Genomic DNA, 23,488 nt, shown 5'->3' with positions numbered 1-23,488 from the left:
TCAGGCACCTGCTTTCTTGAACGTCAGTGGAACGACGGTATTGGCATCATAACGGGCGCGACATTCTGCGATATCGCTGGCGCCTGCTTTACAGGCAACTTCCGGCATCGGGTAGCGGGAACCGTCGGTGCAGCGGGCAGTACCGCGACTTTTAATCATCAGCTCGCCGTTGCTGTGCAGCCCGGAGAAGACCTCCGCGCGGCAGACGACGTTGTCGCCATGGACAACCCGGGCGAAGCCTTTATTGTTCTGGATCTGATAGCGCATTGACGGCGGTTTGCCGGTGACCGGATCTTTCACGTCGAGAACCGCACGCCAGGTACCGTTCAGGAAACGCGTCGATCCCGCTTTCACCTGATTCGCTTCCATCACCATGGCATCTTTCGGGATGGCGACAATCACCACCGGGGCAGGCTGTGGCGCAGGCGTCGGAGCAGGCTCTTTTTCTTTGTTTGCCAGGACCTCTGCCTGATGCAGCGGCAGTTTCATCGCCAGCGGCTCAACCGCTTTGATCGGCTTTGGCGCAATCTCGACGGGTTCTGGTGCGGGCACCGGTGCGGGCTCAGCGGAAGGCGACTGTTTTGGCCACAGCAGCGGTGCGGCAATGGCGGCAACGATCGCGACGGCAACCGGCAGCGTCCACAGGGGAACACGACGTTTTTTCGCGACGATCGGCAGAGCAGGTTCCTGAGCGGGTTGCGCAACCACCGGGGCTGGCTTTGGCTCATACAAATCTTCCGGCGTGATGCGCACCACAGTGGAAGGGGCGATCAGCGGCTCGTCGGCGTGTTCAAAGGCTACAACCGGTTCTGGCTCAGGCTCGGGCTCAGGATCTTCAATCACAACGGGGGCAGGCTCAGGGACCAGCGATTCTCGCAGGCAGTCGAGAACATCGTCGCGCGCATTTTCGTTCAGGTTTACAAACCCCCAGAAGCTGATGACAGGCTTTCCGTCCACCAGGAAGAGGAAGTTTTCACCCGGGAACTGAAACGCCTTTGACAGCAGAGAGCCAAAAAGCTGCTGCGCGGTTTTGGGGGACTGGAGGCATTTCTTGCTTAACGACTCAACGCTGGCGAGCGTGTTTTCCAGATAGCGCAGGGCGCGATAACGGTCATCTTCATCGGCCGCTTTCCAGCTGGTTACGCTCCCTTCAACGGGGGAATACCAGTCCACGCGGTCACCGCTGTCGTTGACCTGAGGGATCGCCAGACAGTCGACGATGGCCTGTTGTTTGCGCAACCGGAGCGCTTCCCGGATTTGTAACGCTGATTCAAAAACGGCTTGTCCGCCGCCGCCAACGGCCTGAAAGTCATCCAGGTTACCGCTGCGTAAAAGAGTTTTTGCCACGATTTGATCCCATATACTTCTTCACACCGTTACTTTAACGAAATGAGGAAGCAACCAAACGGGGGAAGAGACGCTAAAAGGGCCGATTTCTTGCGGCATAGAAAGTGACGGTTGTGCTTGACGAATAATGGCACTTAAGGCAAATCATCTTTTTGGGCGCTGGCGGTTAAAACAGCAAAAAACGCGGCTTTAGAATAACCTGATAGTGTTTCGTTATTTGCCAGGTCAAAACGCCTGTGCTGTTATTACTGTCCTATATAATAAAACTGTCAGGGTTATAACCATGTCTACAGGGAAAACACTGCTCGCCCTTGCGCTGAGCGCGCTGTTACCAGCCGGTGCCGCATGGGCGGCAAACAACGACACCCTTATTTACTGTTCTGAAGCGTCCCCCGAGTCCTTCAACCCGCAAATCGCCAGCTCTGGCCCGTCTTTTGTGGCGAGTTCTCAGGTACTGTACAACCGCCTGATCAATTTCGACCCGGTGAAAAACACCCCGGTGCCGTCGCTGGCAGAGTCCTGGACGATCTCGCCGGACGGCAAGACTTATACCTTTGCCCTGCGCAAAGGGGTGAAGTTCAACAGCAATAAATACTTCAAACCGACGCGCGACTTTAACGCCGATGACGTTATTTTCTCGGTCATGCGTCAGAAAGACCCTAAACACCCGTACCACAACGTGTCGCAGGGCAACTACGAATACTTTAACGATGTGGGTCTCGATAAGCTGATCCAGGACGTTAAAAAGGTCGACGATTATCACGTTCAGTTCACCCTCAGCGAACCCAACGCCGCGTTTCTGGCCGACTGGGGGATGGATTTCGCCTCCATTCTCTCCGCCGAATACGCCGACGCGATGCTGAAAAAGGGCACGCCTGAGAACGTGGACACCTGGCCGATTGGTACCGGGCCTTACGTGCTGCAGCAGTACAAAGTGGATTCGCTGATCCGCTACGTCGCAAACCCGAACTACTGGGAAGGCGAAGTGCCGACGAAGCATCTCATCTTCTCCATTACGCCAAACGTGGAAACCCGCCTGGCGAAGCTGCAGACCAACGAGTGCCAGATTATTCCTGCGCCATCCCCGGTTCAGTTTGATGCCATTAAGAACAACAAAGACCTGACGCTGCACTCGGTCGATGCGCTGAACGTCGGCTATCTGGCGTTCAACACAGAGAAAAAACCGTTCGATAACGTGCTGGTGCGTCAGGCGCTTAACTACGCGACCGACAAGAAGGCCATCGTTAATGCGGTCTTTATGGGATCGGGCACGGTGGCAAAATCGCCGATCCCGCCAAATATGCTGGGCTTCAATAAAGACCTGAAGGACTACAGCTACGATCCTGAAAAAGCGAAAGCCCTGCTGAAGCAGGCGGGTCTGGAGAAGGGCGCGGAAGTCACGCTGTGGTCAATGCCGGTTCAGCGTCCGTATAACCCGAACTCGCGTCGTATCGCGGAGATGATCCAGAGCGACTGGGCGAAAGTCGGCGTTAAAGCCAAAATTGTCTCCTACGAGTGGGGCGAATATCTCTCCGGAATGCGTAAAGGCGAACATGACTCCGCGCTGTTTGGCTGGATGTCCGATAACGGCGACCCGGACAACTTTGCCGACGTGCTGCTGGGCTGCAACAGCATTAAAACCGGATCCAACGCCGCGCGCTGGTGCGATAAGGGTTATGATGATCTGGTGCAAAAAGCGAAGCTGACCAGCAGCCCGGCCGAGCGCGCGAAACTCTACGGCCAGGCGCAGGAGATCTTCTACCAGCAGGCGCCGTGGATCGCGCTGGCAAACGGGAAAACGTTCTATGCGACCCGCAGCAACGTGACCGGATACAGCGTGAGCCTGATGGGCAGCGATTTCTCTAAGGCAAAGCTGAACTGATCGTTTGCCCGGTGGCGCTGTGCTTACCGGGCACATAACAAGGAGTGACAATGTCACATTTAAATGAAGTTATCGCCCGCGTCGATGCCGCCATCGAAGAGAGCGTGATTACCCACATGAACGAGCTGCTGATTGAATTAAGCGATGATGCTGAGCTCAGTCGTGAAGATCGCTATACCCAGCAGCAGCGTCTGCGCACCGCGATTTCGCACCACGGTAAGCAGCATAAAGAGGAGATGGAAGCGCGTGAGGAACAGCTGACGAAAGGCGGCACCATACTTTAGCGATCAAAACTGGCGTCGCGCCACCAGCCATGCCCCGACCACCAGCATCACCGCGCCGCACACCGGGCCAATCAGGGCGCGCAGCGGAATGCCATTGCTCCTCAGCACGTCCATCACCAGCCCGCCAATCAGCTGGCTTGCTACCAGCACGGCGATGGTCGTCGCCGCGCCAACGTTCTGATATCCGCTGATGCTGGCAAACACGAAAAACGACCCCAGCAGCCCCGGGATAAGCGTCCACCAGCGAACCGTTGCGGCCAGCTCGCTGAACCCGGCGAGGCCCTGTTTCAGCAGCAGAATGCTAACAAACAGCACAATGCCGACCAGGGAGTTCAGCAGCATCGCGATGAGAATGGTGGAGGAGGACTGGGTGATACGCACCATCAAGGTGTTTTGCACCACCAGACCAATTCCCGCCGCCACCAGAAACGCCAGCGTCAGCGACTGATTCATGGGATTGCGTCCGGTTCGCTGCGCTCGTCCAGCTGCAGCTGCATAAAGGTTAAGTCCAGCCAGCGGCCAAACTTGGTTCCCACCTGCGGCATCTGCCCCGTGGTGACAAAGCCGAGCGTTTCGTGGAGGTGAATCGAGGCATGGTTTTGCGCTTCAATCCCGGCCACCATCACGTGTTTACCGATGGCGCGGGCCTCGTTTATCAGCGCGATCATCAGCGTGCGGCCAATGCCTTTTCCCTGATGTTCCGGGTGGACGTAGACCGAGTGCTCAACCGTATGACGAAAACCGTCGAAGGCGCGCCAGTCGCCGAAAGAGGCGTAGCCGGTAATCACGCCGTCTTCTTCGCTTACCAGAACCGGGTAACCCGCGAGAGTGCGTGCCTCAAACCAGGCGATTCGGTTATCGGTATCGACGGTTTTATCGTTCCAGATCGCGGCAGTATGCAGCACCGCGTGGTTGTAAATCTCTCCTATCGCAGCGCAGTCTTCTTTGCAGGCATGACGAACGATCATGATTAAACCTCTGTGTATTGTTCACTATAGTATTACGTTGTGGCCACGATATTACACAATCGTATAGCTCGAACGCTACGGCATAAGCCATATTTTTTTGTTATCAAAAGCCCATTGAAATGCTCTTCATTCACTATAGTATGACGTCATGAACACCATAACAGACACGATGAATCAACGGATTAGCGCAAGAATTCGCCTGGAGCGTGAGTCTCGCGGATGGTCCCTGAGCGAGCTGGCCGACCGGGCAGGCGTCTCCCGCGCCATGATCCACAAGATTGAACGTGGGGACAGTAGCCCGACGGCCACCTTGCTTGCCCGCCTGTCAGGCGCGTTTGGCATCAGCATGTCCACGCTGATTGCCCGGGCCGAGATGCAGGAAGGCAAGCTGCTGCGCCTTGCAAACCAGCCCGTCTGGCGCGATCCGCAGACGCACTACCTGCGCCGTCATGTTTCTCCCCGCACCGATCTGCCCATCGACCTTGTTCAGGTTGAATTGCCTGCGGGCAGCGATGTTCCGATGCCTGCCTCTTCTTACGCGCTGGCGCGTCAGCTTATCTGGCTGCAGTCCGGTGAGCTGGTGTTTCAGGAGGGCGACACTCGCCACGAAATGCACGCCGGCGACTGTCTCGAACTGGGGCCGCCAAATGACTGCCGGTTCATCAACGAAACGAATGAAACCTGCATCTATCTGGTTGTACGGCTTAACCAGTCCGGCTCGTAATGCTAATGCGATAACGCCGATCGTGAGCCAGGCTGTAATAACATTTGTACCAGAAGGAGATCCTGATGAATCAACCTGTTTCGCAAAATCGCCGCTGGGTGCTGGCCTCTCGTCCTCAGGGCGCGCCGGTGGCGGAAAATTTTCGTCTGGAAACGCAGCCTGTTCCAGCCCCTGTTGAGGGGCAGCTTTTGCTTCGTACCGTCTGGCTGTCGCTGGACCCGTACATGCGGGGGCGCATGAGCGATGCGCCATCCTATTCACCGCCGGTTGAGCTGGGTGCGGTGATGGTGGGGGGAACGGTCAGCCGGGTTGAGCAGTCAAATCATCCCGATTTCAAACCGGGTGAATGGGTGCTGGGCTACAGCGGCTGGCAGGAGTATGAACTCTCGGACGGCAGCGGCCTTGTGATGCTGGGCGAAAATCCGTCTCATCCTTCCTGGTCGCTGGGGATACTGGGTATGCCGGGCTTTACCGCCTATATGGGGCTGCTGGATATCGGGCAACCGAAAGCCGGTGAAACGCTGGTGGTGGCTGCGGCAACCGGTCCGGTTGGCGCGACCGTCGGGCAGATCGGCAAAATCAAGGGTTGTCGGGTGATTGGTGTGGCCGGTGGCGCAGAGAAATGCCGCCATGCCGTTGAGGTTCTCGGGTTTGACCTGTGTCTGGATCATCACGCGGCCGATTTTGCCGACCAGCTGAAGCAAGCCTGCCCGAAAGGAATTGATGTTTATTATGAAAACGTTGGCGGAAAAGTATTTGACGCCGTGCTGCCGTTACTCAATACCTCCGCGCGCGTGCCGGTATGCGGTCTGGTAAGCGGCTACAACGCGACGGGCTTGCCTGACGGGCCGGACCGCCTGCCGCTCCTGATGGCGACCATCCTGAAGAAACGCATTCGTATGCAGGGCTTTATCATCGGACAGGATTACGGGCACCGCATTAAGGAGTTCCAGGAAGAGATGGGGCGCTGGGTGCAGGAGGGGAAAATCCACTATCGCGAACAGGTAACGGACGGGCTGGAGAACGCCCCCGAGGCGCTGATTGGCCTGCTGGAAGGACGAAACTTCGGCAAAGTCGTGATTCGCGTCGCGAGTGACAATAAATAAACAGCAATATGGCGGGGTTTCCCGCCATATTTATTTGTGAAGATACGATATATTGTCTTTAATTACTGGACATAGTTTTTCGCGCCATCATCCCGGATGAGCCCGAAAACGATAAAAAAACAAAATTTGCTTTTTTTGCTGTTTTTACGTACTTCCCACCACCAGGCATGACGATACAGGATATATCGGACCAGCGCCGTTTTATTAAAACTGGCGTTTAAAAATAGCATTAAGTTTTAGCTACAGGAATTCCACATGCTTGATTTGGATCACTTAGAAAAAGCCCAAAGGGTCAGTCTTACTATGCAAGTTGAACTCAGTTTGAAAGGAGCGTTAATTACAGGCTCACTCAAACCTGGGGCACGACTGATTACGAAAGAAATTGCCGATAAATTAGGAACCAGTATTACCCCTGTTCGCGAGGCGCTTTTGCGCCTGGTGTCATCAGGGGCATTACACGCTACGCCCGCGCAGGCATTTCTGGTTCCGGAGGTTACGCTGGAGCGCTATAACGAGATTAACGCCATAAGAAAACAGCTTGAGCCAATGGCGGTTGCCGCAGCCTGTCGGAATATGTCTGATAGCAAACTGGAGGCGTTGCGCAAATTGTCGGAGGCCTTCCATGAGGCCATGCGCAACGGGAACGTCCAGCAGGCGTTGCATGCGAATCGCGTCTTCCGGTTTACGCTGTATCAGTATGCGGAAATGCCTACGCTTAATGCATTAATTGAGCAGCTCTGGGTGCGCATCGGGCCCTGTATGAACTATCTGCATCAGGAGCTTAACGATATCAAAGCCTCGACATATCACTATGACGAACTCCTTTCCGCCCTTGAGAGAAGAGATGTTGTTGCCTGCCAGAAGGCGATTGATAAGGTGATTGATGAAGCGAATTTGCTTTTACAGCGACAATATTTTAACTAAGAGATTATTTAGCAGGGCGACTATATTTCGCACCTAATTATTTATCCGGTGAATAACTCCTGATGGTTTATTGCCATCAGGAGCGTTATTTCATTAATCAAATAAACTTTTCTTTTAGCTTACTCGAAGCGATAAGAGACCGACAGCCCGACCCCGTAGTTACGGCCAGGTGCAGGCTCGTAATAACGACCGTTAGACTCGTTGACAATAACCGAGCCCGCGTACTCTTTATCGAACAGGTTATCGACGCGGCCAAAGACGTCCATGCCCCAGCTGCCGTAGTTGAATTTGTACCCTGTGTTCAGCCCGACCACCGTATACGACGGCGCTTTCGCCGTATTCTCGTCGTCGGCCATGATATCGCTCATGTAACGCACGTCCGTGCCCGCGTACCAGCCTTCCTCCGGCTGCCAGCCAAACGAGGCGAACCCCATATTGCGGGCAATACCCGGCATCCGGTTACCGTTACAGTCAGCGTCGCTGCAGACGTTAGTCCTGTAGGTGGCATCCAGATACGTCCACGCCATCTTCAGCTTCCAGCTCTCAGCAAACTGCTGATCGAGGGAAACTTCCACACCCTGACGACGGGTTTTCCCGGCATTTTTATAGGTTGTGCGGCCGCCTGAACTGGAGTCCACCACGATCTCGTCATCCGTATCGGTGCGGAACAGCGCCGCCGTCAGCAGGCCGTTGCCGATTCGGGTTTTGCTGCCCACTTCATACGTATTGTTGGTGGACGGCTGCAGCCCAATGTTGAGGCCTCCCTGGTTATCGGCGCGATAGGAGAGTTCGTTGATAGTTGGCGTTTCGAATCCACGCCCTGCGGCAGCGTAGAGGTTCCATGCGTCCGTCACCGCATACTTCATGGAACCGGCCGGAAGCCATTTGTGATAGCTCGCGTCACCGCTGTCATCGCCGTTGCCCGGCGTAACGTAATGATCGTTGGAATCAAACCAGACCGAACTGTAGCGCACCCCCGCATCAACAGAGAGTTTCTGCGTCAGCTGCCAGCTCGTTTGCAGGTAAGGGTCAACGTTCCACATCAGGTTACGTTCGTCGCGACGTTTATCGCCTTTGACCCCGTAGTCCGGCACGCCGTTGCTCATCGCGAAGTTCTCGTATCCGCGACGATCTTCACTCAGGTTTTCGTAGTTCAGACCGGTGGTAAAAGTCACCGGTACCAGCAGCTCGCCGCGGTGCGTCCAGCGGGTATCCACGCCCTGATAGTGGCGCTGCATATCAATCACCCCGCCGGAATGGGAGGCTTTTAGCTGCGGCTGATACGGAATCGACTGGTACTGCGTCATTTCACGCTCGCCGGCGTACATCATCACGCTCAGGTCGTCCTGAGTGCTGAGCTGGCGATCGTAGCGCAGACCGGCCTGGGTCTGCTTGATGGTCTTGCGGGTGTTGTACTGGTCGCCGCGCGGAGACTGACGCGGATTGTTCTGCCACTCCTGATAGCTCAGCCCGCCCGGATCGTTGGCCTTCATGTCCACGCTGTTGAAAATCAGCGTCAGCTTGCTGACGTCGTCAATGCGCACGCCCAGTTTGGCGTTAGCGAGGTTTTTCCGCGCGCCGCTGTGGTCGCGGTAGCCTTTGGTGGTGAAACGGGTGGTGGAAACTGTGTAATCCACATCGCCCGCGTGGGTGCCATCACCCATCGCGCCGGTGGCTTTCATGCCGTAGCGCCAGGTACCGTAGCTGCCGTAATAGCTGCTGGCTTCAATGGTCGGCGGCTGCTTACCGGTCTGGGTGTTGATGTTAATCACGCCGCCGGAGGCGTTGCCGTACAGGGCTGAGAAGGGGCCGCGCAGCACTTCAACGCTCTCCACGCTGGAAAGATCGATGTTGGAGGTCTGGCCCTGACCGTCCGGCATGGTGGCAGGGATACCGTCGACATACATACGGATACCGCGCACGCCAAACGTTGAGCGGGCACCAAATCCGCGCATCGAAAGCTGGAGATCCTGGGCGTAGTTTTGACGGTTCTGAATTTGCAGCCCGGGTACGCTGCCAAGGGATTCAGACAGGTTAATGCGGGGCGTGGCCTGGCGCAGATCGTCGCCATTGACGACGCTGACCGCGGCCGGAGTATCGAGCTCCGATACGGTTTGCGGCGTGGCGCTGACGATCATGGTCTGTTCCTCTGCGCTCACGGCGGTGAGCGGCGCAAAAATAACAGGAACCAGCAGCAGCGGGAGAGAAGCCTTACGGGCAGAAATGATTTTCATGAATAAAACCGGTTGTGGTGTATAAACGAACCAAATGGAACATGTCCATATATGTTAAAGGTTTTGTAAAAGTTTTGAAAACTATAACCGCACATTGCGTTAATGGAAGGCGAAGCGGGAAAGAAAAACTCCACATTCAACTGATTAATGATTACTATTCTCATTATCAAAAGGCAATGCCATGACGTTGTCTGCCGGAAGTGATGTCAGCCCAAACCCCACTTTTCAGAAAAGGAATTGTTATGTCTTTACGTCATCTGTGCTCACCGCGTCTGAGCCTGTCACTGCTGTCTGCCACTTTACTGCTTGCCGGGACGTTCCAGGTGCATGCCGCCGAAGAGGTGCTGCGTAAAGCGGTGGGCAAAGGGGCGTATGAAATGGCGGTCAGCCAGCAGGAGAATGCGCTGTGGGTGGCGACCTCGCAAAGCCGTAAAACCGATAAGGGCGGAGTTGTCTACCGTCTTGATCCGGTCACGCTGGACGTGACGCAGGCGATCCATAGCGATCTCAAGCCCTTTGGTGCCACCATTGACAATGCGACCCAAACGCTGTGGTTCGGCAATACGATCAACGGCGCGGTAACCGCGATTGATGCTAAAACGGGTGACGTAAAAGGGCGGCTGGTGCTGGACGGTCGTCAACGCAGCGAAACCGTCAAACCGCTGCAGCCGCGCCAGCTGGTGGCGGACGACGCGAGCAACACCATTTACATCACAGGTGTCGGTAAAGAGAGCGTGATTTGGGTGGTGGATGGCGCCACGCTGAAGCTAAAAGAGACCATTGCCAGGACCGGTACTTACAGCACCGGCCTTGCGCTGGATGGGCAGGCTAAACGTCTTTACACCACGAATGCGGACGGCGAGCTGTTAACCATTGATACGGCCACGAACAAAATCCTGAGCCGTAAAAAAGTGCAGGATGACGGGAAAGAGCACTTCTATCTGAACCTGAGCCTCGACACAGCCGGTCAGCGTGCGTTCCTGACTGATTCAAAACAGCCGGAAGTGCTGGTGGTGAGCCTGAAAGACGGCAGCGTGATCGCGAAAATCGCCGCGCCGGAATCCCTGGCGGTCCTGTTTAACCCGGCCCGCAATGAAGCCTATGTGACGCACCGTGAAGCCGGCAAGGTGAGCGTGATAGATGCGAAAACGTATAAGGTGACTAAAACGTTCGACACGCCGGTCTACCCGAACAGCCTGGCGCTCTCTGCGGATGGCAAAACCCTGTACGTGACGGTGAAGCAAAAATCGACTCGCCAGCAGGAAGCTACCCAGCCTGACGACGTGATTCGTATCGCGCTGTAAGATAAAAAAAGGAAGGCATTTGCCTTCCCTTTTTAATGCTTACCGGATGCTTAACGCGAGGTTTCTTCCACCAGCGGCGCGTCGTGTTTTTCATCATCAGGATGAACCGGCGCGGTGCTGTGAATTTCATGAACGCGTTTACGCACGCCGAACCAGCCCGCAATAAGCAGCACGGCCAGCAGCGGAATGGTCGCGATGGTGTAGGTGCCGTTCGGGTAGTCGAACGCCATCAGCACCAGCACGCTGAACAGGAAGAGCAGGGTGAGCCAGGAGGTCACCGGCGCGCCAGGCAGCTTAAAGCTGACGTCAGCGGCTTTGCCTTCTTTAATCGCTTTACGCAGACGCATCTGGCAGACCACGATAAAGCCCCAGGACGCGATAATCCCCAGTGCCGCCACGTTCAGAACGATTTCGAATACCTGAGACGGCACCAGATAGTTCAGGAACACGCCGAATACGTACACTACCAGCGTCGCCAGAATACCGGCATACGGCACGTGCTGCTTGCTCATCTTCGACATGAACTTTGGCGCAGAACCGCCCATGGACATGGAGCGCAGGATACGGCCGGTAGAGTAAAGACCGGAGTTCAGGCTGGAGAGCGCTGCGGTCAGGACCACGATGTTCATGATGCTGCCAACGTAAGGCACGCCCAGCTTAGAGAAGAAGGTCACGAACGGACTCTGACCCGCCTGATAGGCAGTCCACGGAAGCAGCAGAACCAGCAGCACCACGGAACCGACGTAGAACAGACCGATACGCCAGATCACGCTATTAATGGCTTTTGGCACCATGGTCTGCGGGTCTTTACATTCACCTGCTGCGGTACCCACCAGTTCGATGGAGGCGAAGGCGAACACGACGCCCTGAACCAGCACCAGCGCAGGCAGCAGACCGTGCGGGAAGAATCCACCGTTATCGGTTATCAGGTGGAAGCCGGTGGCATTGCCGTCCAGCGGCTTGCCGCTGCCCAGGAAGACGGTACCCACGACCAGGAACACCACGATGGCCAGTACTTTTACCAGCGCAAACCAGAACTCCATCTCCGCGAACCACTTCACGCCGATCATGTTCATGGTGCCGACAATCGCCAGCGCGCCAAGCGCAAAGACCCACTGCGGCACATCGCCAAACGCGCCCCAGTAGTGCATATACAGCGCTACGGCGGTGATATCGACGATACCGGTCATTGCCCAGTTGACGAAGTACATCCAGCCCGCAACGTAAGCGGCTTTTTCACCGAGGAATTCACGGGCATAAGAGACGAAGCTGCCGCTGGAAGGGCGATGCAGTACCAGCTCGCCCAGCGCGCGTAGAATGAAGAAAGAGAAGATCCCGCACACCAGATAGACCAGGGCGAGAGCCGGGCCAGCCATCTGCAGGCGTGCACCAGCACCTAAAAACAGACCCGTTCCGATAGCGCCGCCGATGGCGATCATTTGAACCTGACGGTTGCCCATCGCTTTGTGGTAGCCCTCTTCGTGGGAGTTCAACCAGCGACGTTTAGCAGCGTGATGATCGGCTGCGCTTTTATTGCTTGTTTTCATTGAGTTACCTGTTTGCCTGTCTGAACCATTATCGTGATAGTCCTGCCTGGCAGAGCGCAATACAAACGATTGCTTCTGCGCAAACACATGTCGCCTTCCCAGTCATTCTGCGTATGGATAAGGCGAAACATGGCGAGGCATCCTACCTGCAATTCATAAGCGACGCAAAATATAACCGTGCCGAAAGTGATGCACGTCGAAGGAAATCGTGTGGTCAGAGCAGACGGGGATCACAACACGCTGAATCGTGATGAGTTTTTAGTCAAAACAATCGCGAGGTTGATTATTTAATCATCAGAATATCTTAATTATTACCAGATGGTATAAATTGGGGTTACCTCAGAGCACCCGCCGTTAACATGAAACGGTAACAGGCGGGTGACGGATCTGCGATAACGCACAAAAATAATCTCAGGCTTCACAGACCCCGAACGGCTAACCGCCAAAAACGGCAATCGCCTGCTTAAGGCGCGTCGTGCGCTCCGTCAGGTGATTCGCGGCGTGAGTGACGTTATCCACCATGCCCGTATTGTTGTGGGTCATTGCGCCGATGTGGGAGATGGATGCGTTGATGAGCGTCAGCGCCTGGGTTTGCTCCTGCGTGGCGTGGCCGATCTCCTTAATCAGGGAGGAGACCCGCAGCACGTTGTCGATCATAACCGTAAGCTGCGTTTCGGTCTGTTCCACTTTCTCCACGCCAGCGTTGACGCTGGCGACGTTTTTCTCGATCAGCGCTTTGATCTCTTTCGCCGCCGTCGCGGAGTGCTGCGCAAGATTGCGCACCTCAGCCGCCACCACGGCAAAACCGCGCCCGGCTTCACCCGCACGCGCCGCTTCAACGGCAGCGTTCAGCGCAAGAATGTTGGTCTGGAAGGCAATGCGATCGATAACGCTGATAATATCAACGATCTGGCTGTTATCCTGCGACACGGACTGCATCATACCGATGGTCTCTTTCATCATCGCTTCACCGCGGTGTGCGCTGTCGCTGGTGCGATCGGCCATCTGGATCGCCTCGTTCGCGGTTTCGGCCGTCTGCTTCACCGCGCTGGCAATCTCTTCTACTGCCGACGCGGTTTGCTGCAGAAAGTCTGCTGTTTCTTCAGAGCGCGTCTGTAGCGCCGCACCTTCTTTCGCAACCTGCTGGCTGATGGTGCTAATTCCGCTGATTTGCGCCCCGACATCGTCAACCAGCGAATTCAGGTTCAAACCTGATTGATTCACCAGGCGCATCATCAGCCCGATTTCATCGATCCTGTCAAAATGGTAATAGTCCGTTTTACGTCCTGAAACCACGCGCTGCATCTGTTGCACAATGGATTTTAACGGACTGGCGATCTGCGCATGAAGATAATAACCGAGGGAAGTAAAGAGCAGCACCAGACTTGCCGATTGCACAAATTTATCAGGAAATAAATACACGGCCAGACAGGAGAGTAACGCCGTCGTCGCAATACCAAGATGGATTCGTTTACGGGTGCTGAGACATTTAAAGAGCGAGATAAATGAAAATAAACCGCGTCGAACCAGCAATCCTTTATAAAAACGGTAATGTTTTAATTCGTTATTACGCACTTTTGTATAGAGTTTTTCACTGGCCGCAATCTCCTCGCGTGTGGGTTTATTTCGCACGGAAATATAGCCCGTCAGGGATCCGCCCTGCCAGACCGGCGTCACGTTTGCTCGCACCCAGTAGTGATCGCCATTATTACGACGATTCTTCACCAGCCCGGTCCAGGTCTCACCTTGCTGCAGGGTAAACCACATGTCGCCAAAAGCTTCGGCAGGCATGTCGGGATGGCGGATGAGGTTATGCGGCTCGCCCAAAAGATGCTCTTCTTTATATCCGCTGGCTTCAATAAAAGCGGAATTAGCGTAGGTAATATGACTTTTTGTATCGGTGGTCGACATTAACGTCGAACCATCGTTAAGTAAATACTCGTTTTGTGTAACGGGAGTGTTACGCCTCATGAGTAACTCCATGATGATGTGCAAGAATAAAAAACATCCGGAAAACGCTCCGGCAATATGAGTGTGATTATTTTTTATAACTGTCTTGTACTTATTCTCTCTGAAATTCTGACTGCCCGAAATACCCATCTTTCATTATTTTTAATCTGTTAATGTTGTCGAATGTAATAAAAATGAAAATATTTACAGGGGCATTTTTGGATGGCGATGCAAATAAATGACATAACCCAAACTGCAAGAGGGAGATCGTCACTGTGGAAAAATTGTCATGCTGAAATAGCGTTTCGTTAACAGGATGAAAACGCTATCATTTGGTCAGTTTTCGTTAACACAGTGAGGCTGAGGTGAAAATTAACGTCATCGGAACCAGCGGGAGCGGAAAAAGTACGCTGGCGAAGCAGATTGCGACCGCGCTGTCTATTCCCTGTATCGAGATGGACAGACTCTACTGGCAGGCTGACTGGCAGGGCACGCCGGACGATGAGTTTCAGGAAAAGCTGGAGCAGGCGCTACAGGCTTCGCCAGACTGGGTGCTCGACGGAAACTACAACCGTACGCGACCGGTGAAATGGCGCAATGTAGATGTGGTGGTGTGGGTGGATTATGGGTTTGCCCGCACCCTCAGGCAGGCGGTCACCCGAGCAATAAAACGGGCCTGGCATAAACACGAGCTTTGGCCCGGAACGGGAAATAAAGAGAGTTTCCGGCGCGCGTTCTTCAGCAGAGAATCCATTATCATCTGGACGATCAAAACCTGGCGTAATAACCGCACGCGCTATGAAGCCGATCTGCAAAACCCGCAATACAGCCATATTCGCTTCGTCCGCATTACCCGTCGGGAGCAGGTGGAAACGCTGATCGCCTCCTTAAAGTCTTATTCTTAGCATGGTTTTATATATCTGATTTCCGGCAAACTAAATGTAAATTAATTGTTTCTCAGTGGTGAAATGCGCCTTTAATAATGTCGACATGTTAAGTCAAACGAGAACGCAACATGTCATGGCGAATCAGCATTCTGGATAAAAGCCCCATCGCTGAAAACGAAACGGCTGCCGATGCGCTGGCGCGTAGCCTGGCGCTGGCGCAGCAGGCAGAAAATCTGGGCTATCACCGCTTCTGGATTGCCGAACACCACAACACCCCACAGCTTGCCAGCCCTTCGCCGGAGCTGCTGATTGCCTGGATCCTCGGGCAGACCACGCGCATTCGCGTTGGCTCTGGCGGCGTGATGCTCCAGCACTACAGCCCTTATAAAGTCGCCGAGAATTTCAACGTGCTGGCCGCGCTGGCGCCCGGCCGTGTGGATCTCGGCGTCGGGAAAGCTCCCGGCGGATTACCGCTCTCAACCCGCGCGCTGCAGCAGGGCCTGAATCAACAGGAAAAGGGCAGCTTTGCAGAACAGCTGGCCCAGCTCGATCGCTGGATCCGTCCTGAGCATCAGTCTAATGAAGAGGCCGTCCGCGCCACGCCGCTGCCGCCGTCGCCTGCTGAGGGTTTCCTGCTGGGCGCGAGTATCGATAGCGCGCTGCTGGCCGCCAGGCTCGACTGGAACTTTGTGTTTGCCGCGCACCTGAACGGCGATCCGGACCTGCTGCGCGAGGTGGTATCGACCTGGCGTAAGCACAGCGCGCGGGACGTGATTGTGGCGGTACAGGCGATCGTCGCGCCAACGCAGGCCGAAGCAGACGCGCTGGCGCAGAAGGTCGAAGTGTGGGGCGTTGAGCTGGCAAACGGACAGCGTGTCACCGTGGCCAGCGAAGAGCAGGCCTACGCGTTTGCGCGGCAGGCGGGCAGCGAGCCGGTGCGCATCGCACGTCGCGCGCAGTCGCTGCTGGCGGGCACCGCTGATTCGGTTCTGGAACAGCTCAACGCGCTGCATCAGCAGTGGGGCATTGACGAATTTATCATCGACACGCCGGTAGCGGAGGGAGCAACGCGCGTCGCGTCGCTGCGCCTGCTTGCCGAGGCGCATCTTAACAAGGAGGTCACCGTATGAGCTTTGGCGAACAGCTGATTGCCTGGCGTCGCGAACTGCACCAGAACCCGGAGCTGTCCGGCCAGGAGGTCGAAACCACCGCGCGCCTGCGCCAGTGGCTGACGAATGCCGGGATCGCCCCGCAGCCTTACGACCTGTCGACCGGGCTGGTGGCGGAAATCGGGACGGGCAGCAGGCTGGTTGCGCTGCGGGCAGATATCGATGCCCTGCCGATAGAAGAGCGCAGCGGCGTGCCGTTCAGCTCGCAGCGTGCAGGCGTAATGCACGCCTGCGGACACGATATCCACACCAGCGTGATCCTCGGCGCCGCGTTAAAGCTGAAAGAGCGGGAAGCCTCGCTAAACGGCCGGGTGCGGATCCTGTTTCAGCCTGCCGAAGAGAACTTTGGCGGTGCGAAGAGCATGGTGCGCGCCGGTGCCCTGCGCGATGTCAGCGCAATCTTCGGCATGCACAACGAGCCCGGCCTGCCGGTCGGTGAGTTCGCCACGCGCGGCGGGCCGTTCTATGCCAACGTCGATCGCTTTGTGATCCGCATTACCGGTAAAGGCGCGCACGCCGCGCGTCCTCACGAAGGCAACGACGCCATTGTGCTGGCAAGCCAGCTGGTGACGGCGCTGCAAAGCGTCGCCAGCCGCAACGTCAACACGCTGGATTCGGTGGTGCTGAGCGTGACCCGCATCGCGGGCGGTAACACCTGGAACGTGCTGCCGGAAAGCGTCGAGCTGGAAGGCACGCTGCGCACCCATCGCACGGAAGTGCAGCAGAATGTGAAAGCCCGCGTGGGTGAAATCGCCGCCGGGTTTGCCAGCGCCTTCAGCGCGCAGATTGATATCACCTGGTATGCCGGGCCCACCGCACTGGTGAATGACGAGCGCTGGGCCGATTTTGCCACCTCGGTCGCGCGTGACGCCGGATATGAAACCCGGCACGCGGAACTGCATATGGGCGGGGAAGATTTTGCGGTCTATTTGCAGTCAGTTCCCGGCGCGTTTGTCAGCATTGGCAGCAACAGCCCGTATGGTTTACATCATCCGGCCTTCAACCCGGATGAAGCGCTGATTGAGCCCGCTGCCCGCTATTTTGCACAGCTTGCGGAAAAAGCCCTGCAACACGTTTAATTCAGGAGAGGTAAATATGTCTGCAACCCGACAACTGCGGCTGGGCACCATTCTGCATGGTGCATCCGGAAATATGTCCGCGTGGCGCCATCCTGCGGCGATCGCCGACGCCAGTATTAATTTCGACTTCGTGAAAGCGACGGCGTTAAAGGCCGAGGAAGGTAAGCTCGATTTTCTCTTTGTGGCCGACGGTCTCTATATTAACGAGAAATCGATCCCTCATTTTCTGAATCGTTTTGAACCGTTAACCGTGCTTTCCGCACTGGCCAGCATCACCTCGCGCCTGGGACTGGTGGGAACCTTATCCACCTCCTACAGCGAGCCCTTCACCACGGCGCGCCAGTTTGCCAGCCTCGATCACCTCAGTAACGGCCGTGCGGGCTGGAACGTGGTGACCTCGCCGCTGGAAGGGTCGGCGAAGAACTTTTCCCGAGAAAAACACCCCGAACACGCGCTGCGCTACCGGATTGCGGATGAGTATCTCGACGTGGTGAAAGGGCTGTGGGATTCCTGGGAAGGCGACGCGTTTATCCGCAACAAAGAGAGCGGTCAATTTTTTGACCCGGCCAAACTGCATACGCTCGATCACCACGGTGACTTCTTCCAGGTCGCCGGTCCGCTGAATATTGGCCGCACGCCGCAGGGTCGCCCGATTGTCTTTCAGGCCGGGGCGTCGGACGACGGGAAAAAACTGGCGGCGAAACATGCCGACGCCATTTTCACCCACCACGAGACCTTCGACGAGGCAAAAGCCTTTTATCAGGACGTAAAACAGCAGCTGGAAACAAACGGTCGCCGCGCCTCGGATCTCCATATTTTCCAGGGCGTCAGCGTGATTGTGGGTAAAGACGCCGATGACGTGGAAAATCAGTACCAGACCACGGCGGCGCTGGTGTCGATTAACGACGCCCTCAATTACCTCGGACGCTATTTTGAACATCACGATTTCAGCCAGTATCCGCTCGACGAGCCGTTCCCGGATATCGGCGACTTAGGCAAAAACAGCTTCCGCAGCACCACCGATGAAATTAAGCGTAATGCCCGAGAGCGCAACTTAACCCTGCGTCAGGTGGCCCTTGAAGCCGCTTCGCCGCGTCCGCGTTTTTCCGGTACGCCGGAAGAGGTAGCCGATGGTCTGCAGGCCTGGTTCGAAGGCTATGCCGCAGACGGCTTCATCATTCAGGGCGGCACGCCGGACACCTTCCCGCGCTTTGTTGACCAGGTAGTACCTGTTCTGCAGGCCCGCGGCCTGTTCCGTTCCGACTACCCGGGCACCACGCTGCGCGAAAGCCTTGGCTTAGACCAACCGAAAAACCAGTACACACAACAATAAAAGAGAACCCCGCTATGCAGAAATCATCGCTTGTTCTGGCGCTCGCGCTGGCTTTTACCCCTGCCGTCTGGGCAGAGAACGTCAATATTAACGGCACCGGCGTGAGCATTGAGGCCAATAAAACGCCGATTAATACCGCCAAAAACAATGATGCGGTGGCACAGCTGCCGAAAGACTATCGCTTTGCCGTGCCGGGGAAATTTACCGTGGCGGTGGCGGGCCTCAATCAACCGCCGCTGACGGTTTTCTCCGACGACAACAAAACGCTGCTGGGAAGCGAGGTTGACGTCGCCCGTCTGGTCGCCGACAGCCTGGGGCTGGAGCTGAACGTGGTGCCAACCTCCTGGGAAGACTGGCCCCTGGGCGTGGCGTCCGGGAAATACGATGCGGCCATCAGCAACATCACCGTTACCAAAGAGCGTAAAGAGAAGTTTGATTTCGCCACCTACCGGAAGGACTCCCTCGGCTTTTATGTGAAATCCACCAGCCCGATTACGTCGCTGCAGAAGGCGGAAGACATCGCCGGGCTGCGGATTATCGTCGGCTCCGGCACCAATCAGGAGGCCATCCTGCTGGCATGGAATGCTGAAAATCTGAAGAAAGGACTGAAGCCCTTTACCCCGATCTACACCAAAGACGATGCGGCCCAAACCCTGGCGCTGCAGTCCGGGCGCGCGGATGCCTACTTTGGTCCGAACGTGATTGGCGCATGGAAAGCGGCGCTGAACGGAAAAACCAAACTGGTGGGCAGCGTCGACGGCGGCTGGCCGAAGGCTGCGCACATCGCGGTCACGCTGAAGAAAGGCAGCGGGCTGGTTGAGCCGGTGCAAACCGCGCTGAACGGCGTCATCAAAAACGGCGATTACGACAAAGTGCTGAACCGCTGGGGTGAAGGGGTTGAGCGCATTCCTCAGTCAGAAGTGAACCCGGCAGGCCTGGGCGATTAAGGAGGCGTGATGAGCGAACGATTTCGTGATGTTTCACCGGAAGATGCCGAGCTTCAGCCCATTATCGAGGGGCTGTTCGGGGAATATGCGGCCCGCTACGGGGACTACTTCTCTAAAGACGCGGAAGTGGAGCTCACCGAGTGGTATTTAGCGCCGCAGGGGCTGTTTATCGTCCTGGAGCGCGACGGGAAGATTATCGCCACCGGCGCGTACAAACCGTTCGACGAACGCACCGCAGAAATCAAACGCATCTGGACGGATAAAACCCTGCGTCAGCAGGGGCTTGCCGGGCGCGTGGTGCAGGAGCTTGAGCGCAGGGCGGTGCTGGCAGGGTACAGTCAGATCTACCTGACAACCGGCTTTCGCCAGCCGGAAGCGGTCAGGCTCTATCTCAGCCAGGGCTATCAGGCGCAGTTCGATCTGAACCGCGATCCGGAAGAGTACAGCCAGCCGCCGTTTGACGGTCGGCTGCGATTCACTAAAACGCTGGTACGCGAAGCGTTCAGTAAAACCGCATGAGGAACGACGATGAGCAACGTTGAAACCATTAAGGTGGTCCCGGCGCGTTATCCGCTGCGGGCCGTCGGCGCCGCGGTGGCGCTGTTTGTCCTGGCGGTCGTGATTCAGTCAGTCGCCTTTAACCCGCGCTGGGAGTGGGCGGTGTTCGCCCGCTGGTTCTTCGACCCGGTGATCCTCGAAGGCGTCGGGCAGACCCTGCTGCTGACGCTGATCGGTACCGCGCTGAGCGTGGTGTTTGGCGGCATGCTGGCCCTGGCGAGACTCTCTTCTTCCTGGCTGCTGAGCAGCCTGGCGTGGGCCTACATCTGGCTGTTTCGCTCGCTGCCGCTGATCGTCGTACTGATTATCCTGTACAACTTTTCCTATCTCTACGACACGCTCTCTCTCGGCGTGCCGTTCACCGGCATCACCTGGGGCAGCTTTGAAACTATCAACGTGCTGGGGCAGTTCTCTACCGCCGTGGTGGGGTTAACCCTGGTGCAGAGCGCCTATACTGCCGAGATCGTTCGCGGCGGATTCCTCGGGGTCGATCACGGGCAGTATGAGGCCGCCGCCGCGCTCGGCCTGCCGGCCTGGCGCCGCACGGTCCGCATTATTTTGCCTCAGGCGCTGCGCACTATTCTGCCGTCGGGCTTCAATGAAATCATCAGCCTCGCCAAGGGCACGGCGATGGTGTACGTCCTGGCGATGCCGGAGCTGTTTTATACCATCCAGATGATCTACAACCGCACGCAGGAGGTGATCCCGCTGCTGATGGTCGGTGCCGCGTGGTACCTGGCGATCACCACCGTCCTGTCCGCTATCCAGTACGGTGTTGAACGCGCGCTTGCCCGCAGCGAACGTCGCTCTGCGGTTAATCAGAACCGTGCCGCTCGTCGTACCCGTTCCGTCACCACCACGACAGCACAGGAGCCTATCCATGCAAGCCTTTCCTGAAGGACATATCTCGATTACCGGCGTCAGCAAGTATTTTGGACGCCATAAGGCGCTCGACAACGTTTCGCTTGAGATCCCGCCCGGTTCCGTGACGGTCATTCTCGGGCCGTCCGGGTCGGGCAAATCGACGCTGCTGCGCACCATTAACCACCTGGAGCGCGTCGACGAAGGCTTTATTCAGATTGACGGTGACTACATTGGCTACCGTCGTCAGGGCGACAAGCTCTACGAGCTGAAGGAGAAAGAGATCCTCAAGCAGCGCGTCAACGTGGGCTACGTTTTTCAGAACTTCAACCTCTTTCCGCACCTCACGGTGCTGGAAAACCTGATTGAGGCGCCCATCGCGCATAAAAAGCTCAGCAAAAAAGAGGCGGTGGAAAGAGCGTACAGCCTGCTGGATGTGGTCGGACTGCGGGATAAAGCCGATGCCTGGTCCCGGCATCTTTCCGGCGGGCAACAGCAGCGTATTGCCATTGCCCGCGCGCTGGCGTTACGTCCACGCGTGATGCTGTTTGATGAACCCACCTCGGCGCTGGATCCGGAGCTGGTGGGGGAAGTGCTGGATGTTATCAAAAAACTGGCCCGCTCCGGCACTACGCTGGTGGTGGTCACTCACGAGATCGGCTTTGCCCGGGAAGTGGCGGATCAGGTGGTGTTTATGGTCGACGGAAAAATTGTCGAGCAGGGCAGCAGTGACGAGGTGTTAAACCGTCCGTCACACGCGCGAACGCGCCAGTTCCTGTCAAAAGTGCTGTAAGGAGCGCAGATGAAATATGGACTTCTGGCAGGACTGCTTTTTACGACGGCGAGCCACGCCAGCATCGATCTGAAAGCCAACGAGCAGCCGCTGCCGGTGACGGTGGATCGGCAGGCCGTGGCGAAGATCCCCGCCGGTTATAAATTCGTTGAGCCGGGTACGCTGACGGTCGCCGTCTCGATGCTGAACTCCCCGCCGCTGGCGCTGCTGGCCAGCGATAACCGCACGCGGATTGGCAGCGACCCGGATATCGCCCGCCTGCTGGCGGGCAGCCTGGGGCTGAAGCTGAAGCTGGTGCCGACGGCGTGGGAAGACTGGCCGCTGGGGATCGCTTCCGGGCGCTACGACGTGGCGCTGGTGAACATTGCGGTGACCGAACAGCGTAAAGAGAAGTTTGATTTTGCGACCTACCGCGTCGATTCGCTGGCGTTTTCGGTGAAATCGACCAGCGAGATTCAGTCAATCAAAAGCGCGGCAGATCTGGCCGGAAAAAGGGTGATTGTTGGCTCTGGCACCAATCAGGAGCGCATCCTGCTGGGCTGGAACGAAGAGAACAAAAAGGCGGGGCGGGCGCCAGCGCTGCCGGTCTATCTCCACGACGATGCCTCGGGCAATCTCTATATCCAGTCCGGCAGGGCGGATGTGTTCTTTGGCCCTCAGTCGGTTTCAGCTTACAAAGCGGCGCTCACCGGCAAAACCCGCGTGGTCGGTTTAGGGCCGAAGAAAGCTTATGTCGCCACCACGACCAAAAAAGGCAATCAACTGGTTTATGCCCTGCAGGCCGCGCTGAACGGTGCGATTGAGCGCGGAGAGTACCAGAAGGTGCTGGCGCGCTGGGGCGAGCAGGGCGAAGCGGTGACGCAATCGGAGGTCAATCCGCCTGGGATAACCTACTAATGGTGCTCTACACTTAGGATTTTCACTCCTGAGGGGGCAACATGATTAAACTTTATGGCGTACCCGGCTGGGGCTCGGCAATCAGTGAGGTGATGCTGACCCTGGCTGATATCCCTTATCAATTTATCAACGTGGACGGGTTTGACCAGCCCGGTCCGCAGCGTGAATTGCTGCACAAGCTCAATCCGCTGTGCCAGGTGCCGACGCTGGAGCTGGAAAATGGTGCCATCATGACCGAAACGGCGGCGATTGCCCTGATGGTGCTCGACCGGTGTCCCGATCTCGCCCCGCCCGTGGGGCAGGCTGAACGTCAGCAGTTTCAGCGTTTGCTCATCTGGTTCGTAGCCAACGTCTATCCCACGTTTACCTATGCAGACTATCCCGAACGCTGGGTGCCGGATGCGCCCGAACAGCTGCAGAAAAACTGCATCGAATACCGGAAGTCCCTCTATTTGTGGTTCGAAAGCCAGCTTAAGGCTACCCCGTTTGCGCTGGGGGAACGGCTGACGCTGCTCGATGTGTATATTGCGGTGGCGCGCACCTGGGGGCCCCGTCACGCCTGGTTTGCCGAAAATGCCCCTAAATTCACGGCGATTGCGGACGCCGTATGTCAGCTACCGGAACTGCACAAGGTGTTAAAGGCAAACAAAATTATCTGATAACGTGGAACCCTCATTCACAACCGGAAGCCTGC

General features: G+C 56.5%; 20 protein-coding genes and 1 pseudogene. 15 read left to right on the top strand and 6 right to left on the bottom strand.

The genetic code is table 11. The annotated features are described in order from the left end of the window. Positions 1-1,347, bottom strand: coding sequence for an SrfA family protein (locus ELK40_RS12125; RefSeq protein ID WP_127731081.1), 1,347 nt, complete (start codon positions 1,345-1,347; stop codon positions 1-3). A 283-nt stretch (positions 1,348-1,630) separates the two neighbouring features. On the opposite strand from ELK40_RS12125, the gene ELK40_RS12120 reads away from it, so the two are divergent. Together ELK40_RS12120 and ELK40_RS12115 are read left to right on the top strand one after the other, a co-directional pair. Then, complete coding sequence (locus tag ELK40_RS12120) at positions 1,631-3,229, top strand: ABC transporter substrate-binding protein (protein WP_115875270.1); 1,599 nt, start codon at positions 1,631-1,633, stop codon at positions 3,227-3,229. Between the two features lie 50 nt (positions 3,230-3,279). Beyond that, positions 3,280-3,513, top strand: a complete 234-nt coding sequence (locus ELK40_RS12115; protein ID WP_127731079.1) for a YdcY family protein — start codon at positions 3,280-3,282, stop codon at positions 3,511-3,513. A 3-nt stretch (positions 3,514-3,516) separates the two neighbouring features. On the opposite strand, the gene ELK40_RS12110 is transcribed toward ELK40_RS12115, so the two are convergent. Both ELK40_RS12110 and ELK40_RS12105 read right to left on the bottom strand, forming a co-directional pair. Continuing rightward, positions 3,517-3,966, bottom strand: coding sequence for a DMT family transporter (locus ELK40_RS12110; protein WP_115875264.1), 450 nt, complete (start codon positions 3,964-3,966; stop codon positions 3,517-3,519). Further along, complete coding sequence (locus tag ELK40_RS12105; RefSeq protein WP_127731077.1) at positions 3,963-4,481, bottom strand: GNAT family N-acetyltransferase; 519 nt, start codon at positions 4,479-4,481, stop codon at positions 3,963-3,965. Before ELK40_RS12105 ends, ELK40_RS12110 begins: the two co-directional genes overlap by 4 nt. A 148-nt stretch (positions 4,482-4,629) precedes the next feature. On the opposite strand from ELK40_RS12105, the gene ELK40_RS12100 reads away from it, so the two are divergent. The 3 genes from ELK40_RS12100 to ELK40_RS12090 all read left to right on the top strand — a co-directional run bounded on the left by ELK40_RS12100 (position 4,630) and on the right by ELK40_RS12090 (position 7,235). Next, positions 4,630-5,205, top strand: a complete 576-nt coding sequence (locus tag ELK40_RS12100) for a helix-turn-helix domain-containing protein (protein ID WP_008501301.1) — start codon at positions 4,630-4,632, stop codon at positions 5,203-5,205. A 62-nt stretch (positions 5,206-5,267) separates the two neighbouring features. Continuing rightward, entirely contained in the window at positions 5,268-6,311 is a 1,044-nt protein-coding gene (locus ELK40_RS12095; RefSeq protein WP_206529384.1) for an NADP-dependent oxidoreductase, read from the top strand. A gap of 255 nt (positions 6,312-6,566) precedes the next feature. Continuing rightward, on the top strand, positions 6,567-7,235 hold the full coding sequence (locus tag ELK40_RS12090; RefSeq protein WP_111963665.1) for a GntR family transcriptional regulator: 669 nt from the start codon (positions 6,567-6,569) through the stop codon (positions 7,233-7,235). 119 nt (positions 7,236-7,354) lie between these two features. Here ELK40_RS12090 and pqqU read toward each other — a convergent pair whose 3' ends face one another. Further along, entirely contained in the window at positions 7,355-9,469 is a 2,115-nt protein-coding gene (gene pqqU, locus ELK40_RS12085) for a TonB-dependent receptor PqqU (RefSeq protein WP_127731073.1), read from the bottom strand. A gap of 242 nt (positions 9,470-9,711) precedes the next feature. On the opposite strand from pqqU, the gene ELK40_RS12080 reads away from it, so the two are divergent. Then, positions 9,712-10,773 carry a YncE family protein gene (locus ELK40_RS12080; RefSeq protein ID WP_127731071.1) on the top strand — a complete coding sequence of 354 codons (1,062 nt, stop codon included), beginning with the start codon at positions 9,712-9,714 and terminating at the stop codon, positions 10,771-10,773. 50 nt (positions 10,774-10,823) lie between these two features. Here ELK40_RS12080 and ansP read toward each other — a convergent pair whose 3' ends face one another. Both ansP and ELK40_RS12070 read right to left on the bottom strand, forming a co-directional pair. Further along, a complete protein-coding gene (gene ansP / locus ELK40_RS12075) occupies positions 10,824-12,320 on the bottom strand; it encodes an L-asparagine permease (RefSeq protein ID WP_111963662.1) in 1,497 nt (498 codons plus the stop codon). A gap of 435 nt (positions 12,321-12,755) precedes the next feature. Next, the gene (locus tag ELK40_RS12070; protein ID WP_127731069.1) at positions 12,756-14,291 is read right to left on the bottom strand and encodes a methyl-accepting chemotaxis protein; all 1,536 of its coding nucleotides are present in this window, start codon (positions 14,289-14,291) and stop codon (positions 12,756-12,758) included. A gap of 344 nt (positions 14,292-14,635) precedes the next feature. Between ELK40_RS12070 and ELK40_RS12065 the strand changes: the two genes are divergently transcribed. The 9 genes and pseudogenes from ELK40_RS12065 (at position 14,636) to ELK40_RS12020 (ending at position 23,453) form a co-directional block, all read left to right on the top strand. Next, a complete protein-coding gene (locus ELK40_RS12065) occupies positions 14,636-15,175 on the top strand; it encodes an AAA family ATPase (protein WP_115875251.1) in 540 nt (179 codons plus the stop codon). 110 nt (positions 15,176-15,285) lie between these two features. After that, on the top strand, positions 15,286-16,287 hold the full coding sequence (locus tag ELK40_RS12060; RefSeq protein WP_127731067.1) for an LLM class flavin-dependent oxidoreductase: 1,002 nt from the start codon (positions 15,286-15,288) through the stop codon (positions 16,285-16,287). Beyond that, complete coding sequence (locus tag ELK40_RS12055) at positions 16,284-17,405, top strand: amidohydrolase (protein ID WP_127731065.1); 1,122 nt, start codon at positions 16,284-16,286, stop codon at positions 17,403-17,405. The genes ELK40_RS12060 and ELK40_RS12055 overlap by 4 nt, the downstream gene beginning before the upstream one ends. A gap of 16 nt (positions 17,406-17,421) precedes the next feature. Next, positions 17,422-19,685, top strand: a pseudogene (locus tag ELK40_RS22860) (NtaA/DmoA family FMN-dependent monooxygenase). 9 nt (positions 19,686-19,694) lie between these two features. Further along, complete coding sequence (locus ELK40_RS12040) at positions 19,695-20,204, top strand: GNAT family N-acetyltransferase (RefSeq protein WP_032656866.1); 510 nt, start codon at positions 19,695-19,697, stop codon at positions 20,202-20,204. 9 nt (positions 20,205-20,213) lie between these two features. Further along, positions 20,214-21,140, top strand: coding sequence for an amino acid ABC transporter permease (locus ELK40_RS12035; protein WP_115875243.1), 927 nt, complete (start codon positions 20,214-20,216; stop codon positions 21,138-21,140). After that, a complete protein-coding gene (locus ELK40_RS12030) occupies positions 21,124-21,897 on the top strand; it encodes an amino acid ABC transporter ATP-binding protein (protein WP_127731063.1) in 774 nt (257 codons plus the stop codon). Before ELK40_RS12035 ends, ELK40_RS12030 begins: the two co-directional genes overlap by 17 nt. 9 nt (positions 21,898-21,906) lie before the next feature. After that, a complete protein-coding gene (locus ELK40_RS12025) occupies positions 21,907-22,794 on the top strand; it encodes an ABC transporter substrate-binding protein (protein WP_127731061.1) in 888 nt (295 codons plus the stop codon). 41 nt (positions 22,795-22,835) lie between these two features. Then, the gene (locus ELK40_RS12020) at positions 22,836-23,453 is read left to right on the top strand and encodes a glutathione S-transferase family protein (RefSeq protein ID WP_127731059.1); all 618 of its coding nucleotides are present in this window, start codon (positions 22,836-22,838) and stop codon (positions 23,451-23,453) included. The last annotated feature ends 35 nt before the right edge of the window (positions 23,454-23,488 follow it).

Origin of the sequence: Enterobacter sp. N18-03635 (genome assembly GCF_004006055.1) — a bacterium.
In the GTDB taxonomy this organism is placed as follows: domain Bacteria; phylum Pseudomonadota; class Gammaproteobacteria; order Enterobacterales; family Enterobacteriaceae; genus Enterobacter; species Enterobacter vonholyi.
Note: the sequence above shows the minus strand (reverse complement) of the source record. Positions and strands in the feature narration are given on the sequence as shown.

Coding starts and splice junctions, on each gene's coding strand:
- ELK40_RS12120 (WP_115875270.1), top strand. CDS start 1,631: ATGTCTACAGGGAAAACACTGCTCGCCCTTGCGCTGAGCGCGCTGTTA.
- ELK40_RS12100 (WP_008501301.1), top strand. CDS start 4,630: ATGAACACCATAACAGACACGATGAATCAACGGATTAGCGCAAGAATT.
- ELK40_RS12025 (WP_127731061.1), top strand. CDS start 21,907: ATGAAATATGGACTTCTGGCAGGACTGCTTTTTACGACGGCGAGCCAC.
- ELK40_RS12105 (WP_127731077.1), bottom strand. CDS start 4,481: ATGATCGTTCGTCATGCCTGCAAAGAAGACTGCGCTGCGATAGGAGAG.
- ELK40_RS12090 (WP_111963665.1), top strand. CDS start 6,567: ATGCTTGATTTGGATCACTTAGAAAAAGCCCAAAGGGTCAGTCTTACT.
- ELK40_RS12040 (WP_032656866.1), top strand. CDS start 19,695: ATGAGCGAACGATTTCGTGATGTTTCACCGGAAGATGCCGAGCTTCAG.
- ELK40_RS12115 (WP_127731079.1), top strand. CDS start 3,280: ATGTCACATTTAAATGAAGTTATCGCCCGCGTCGATGCCGCCATCGAA.
- ELK40_RS12020 (WP_127731059.1), top strand. CDS start 22,836: ATGATTAAACTTTATGGCGTACCCGGCTGGGGCTCGGCAATCAGTGAG.
- ELK40_RS12060 (WP_127731067.1), top strand. CDS start 15,286: ATGTCATGGCGAATCAGCATTCTGGATAAAAGCCCCATCGCTGAAAAC.
- ELK40_RS12070 (WP_127731069.1), bottom strand. CDS start 14,291: ATGAGGCGTAACACTCCCGTTACACAAAACGAGTATTTACTTAACGAT.
- ELK40_RS12110 (WP_115875264.1), bottom strand. CDS start 3,966: ATGAATCAGTCGCTGACGCTGGCGTTTCTGGTGGCGGCGGGAATTGGT.
- ELK40_RS12080 (WP_127731071.1), top strand. CDS start 9,712: ATGTCTTTACGTCATCTGTGCTCACCGCGTCTGAGCCTGTCACTGCTG.
- pqqU (WP_127731073.1), bottom strand. CDS start 9,469: ATGAAAATCATTTCTGCCCGTAAGGCTTCTCTCCCGCTGCTGCTGGTT.
- ELK40_RS12055 (WP_127731065.1), top strand. CDS start 16,284: ATGAGCTTTGGCGAACAGCTGATTGCCTGGCGTCGCGAACTGCACCAG.
- ELK40_RS12030 (WP_127731063.1), top strand. CDS start 21,124: ATGCAAGCCTTTCCTGAAGGACATATCTCGATTACCGGCGTCAGCAAG.
- ansP (WP_111963662.1), bottom strand. CDS start 12,320: ATGAAAACAAGCAATAAAAGCGCAGCCGATCATCACGCTGCTAAACGT.
- ELK40_RS12035 (WP_115875243.1), top strand. CDS start 20,214: ATGAGCAACGTTGAAACCATTAAGGTGGTCCCGGCGCGTTATCCGCTG.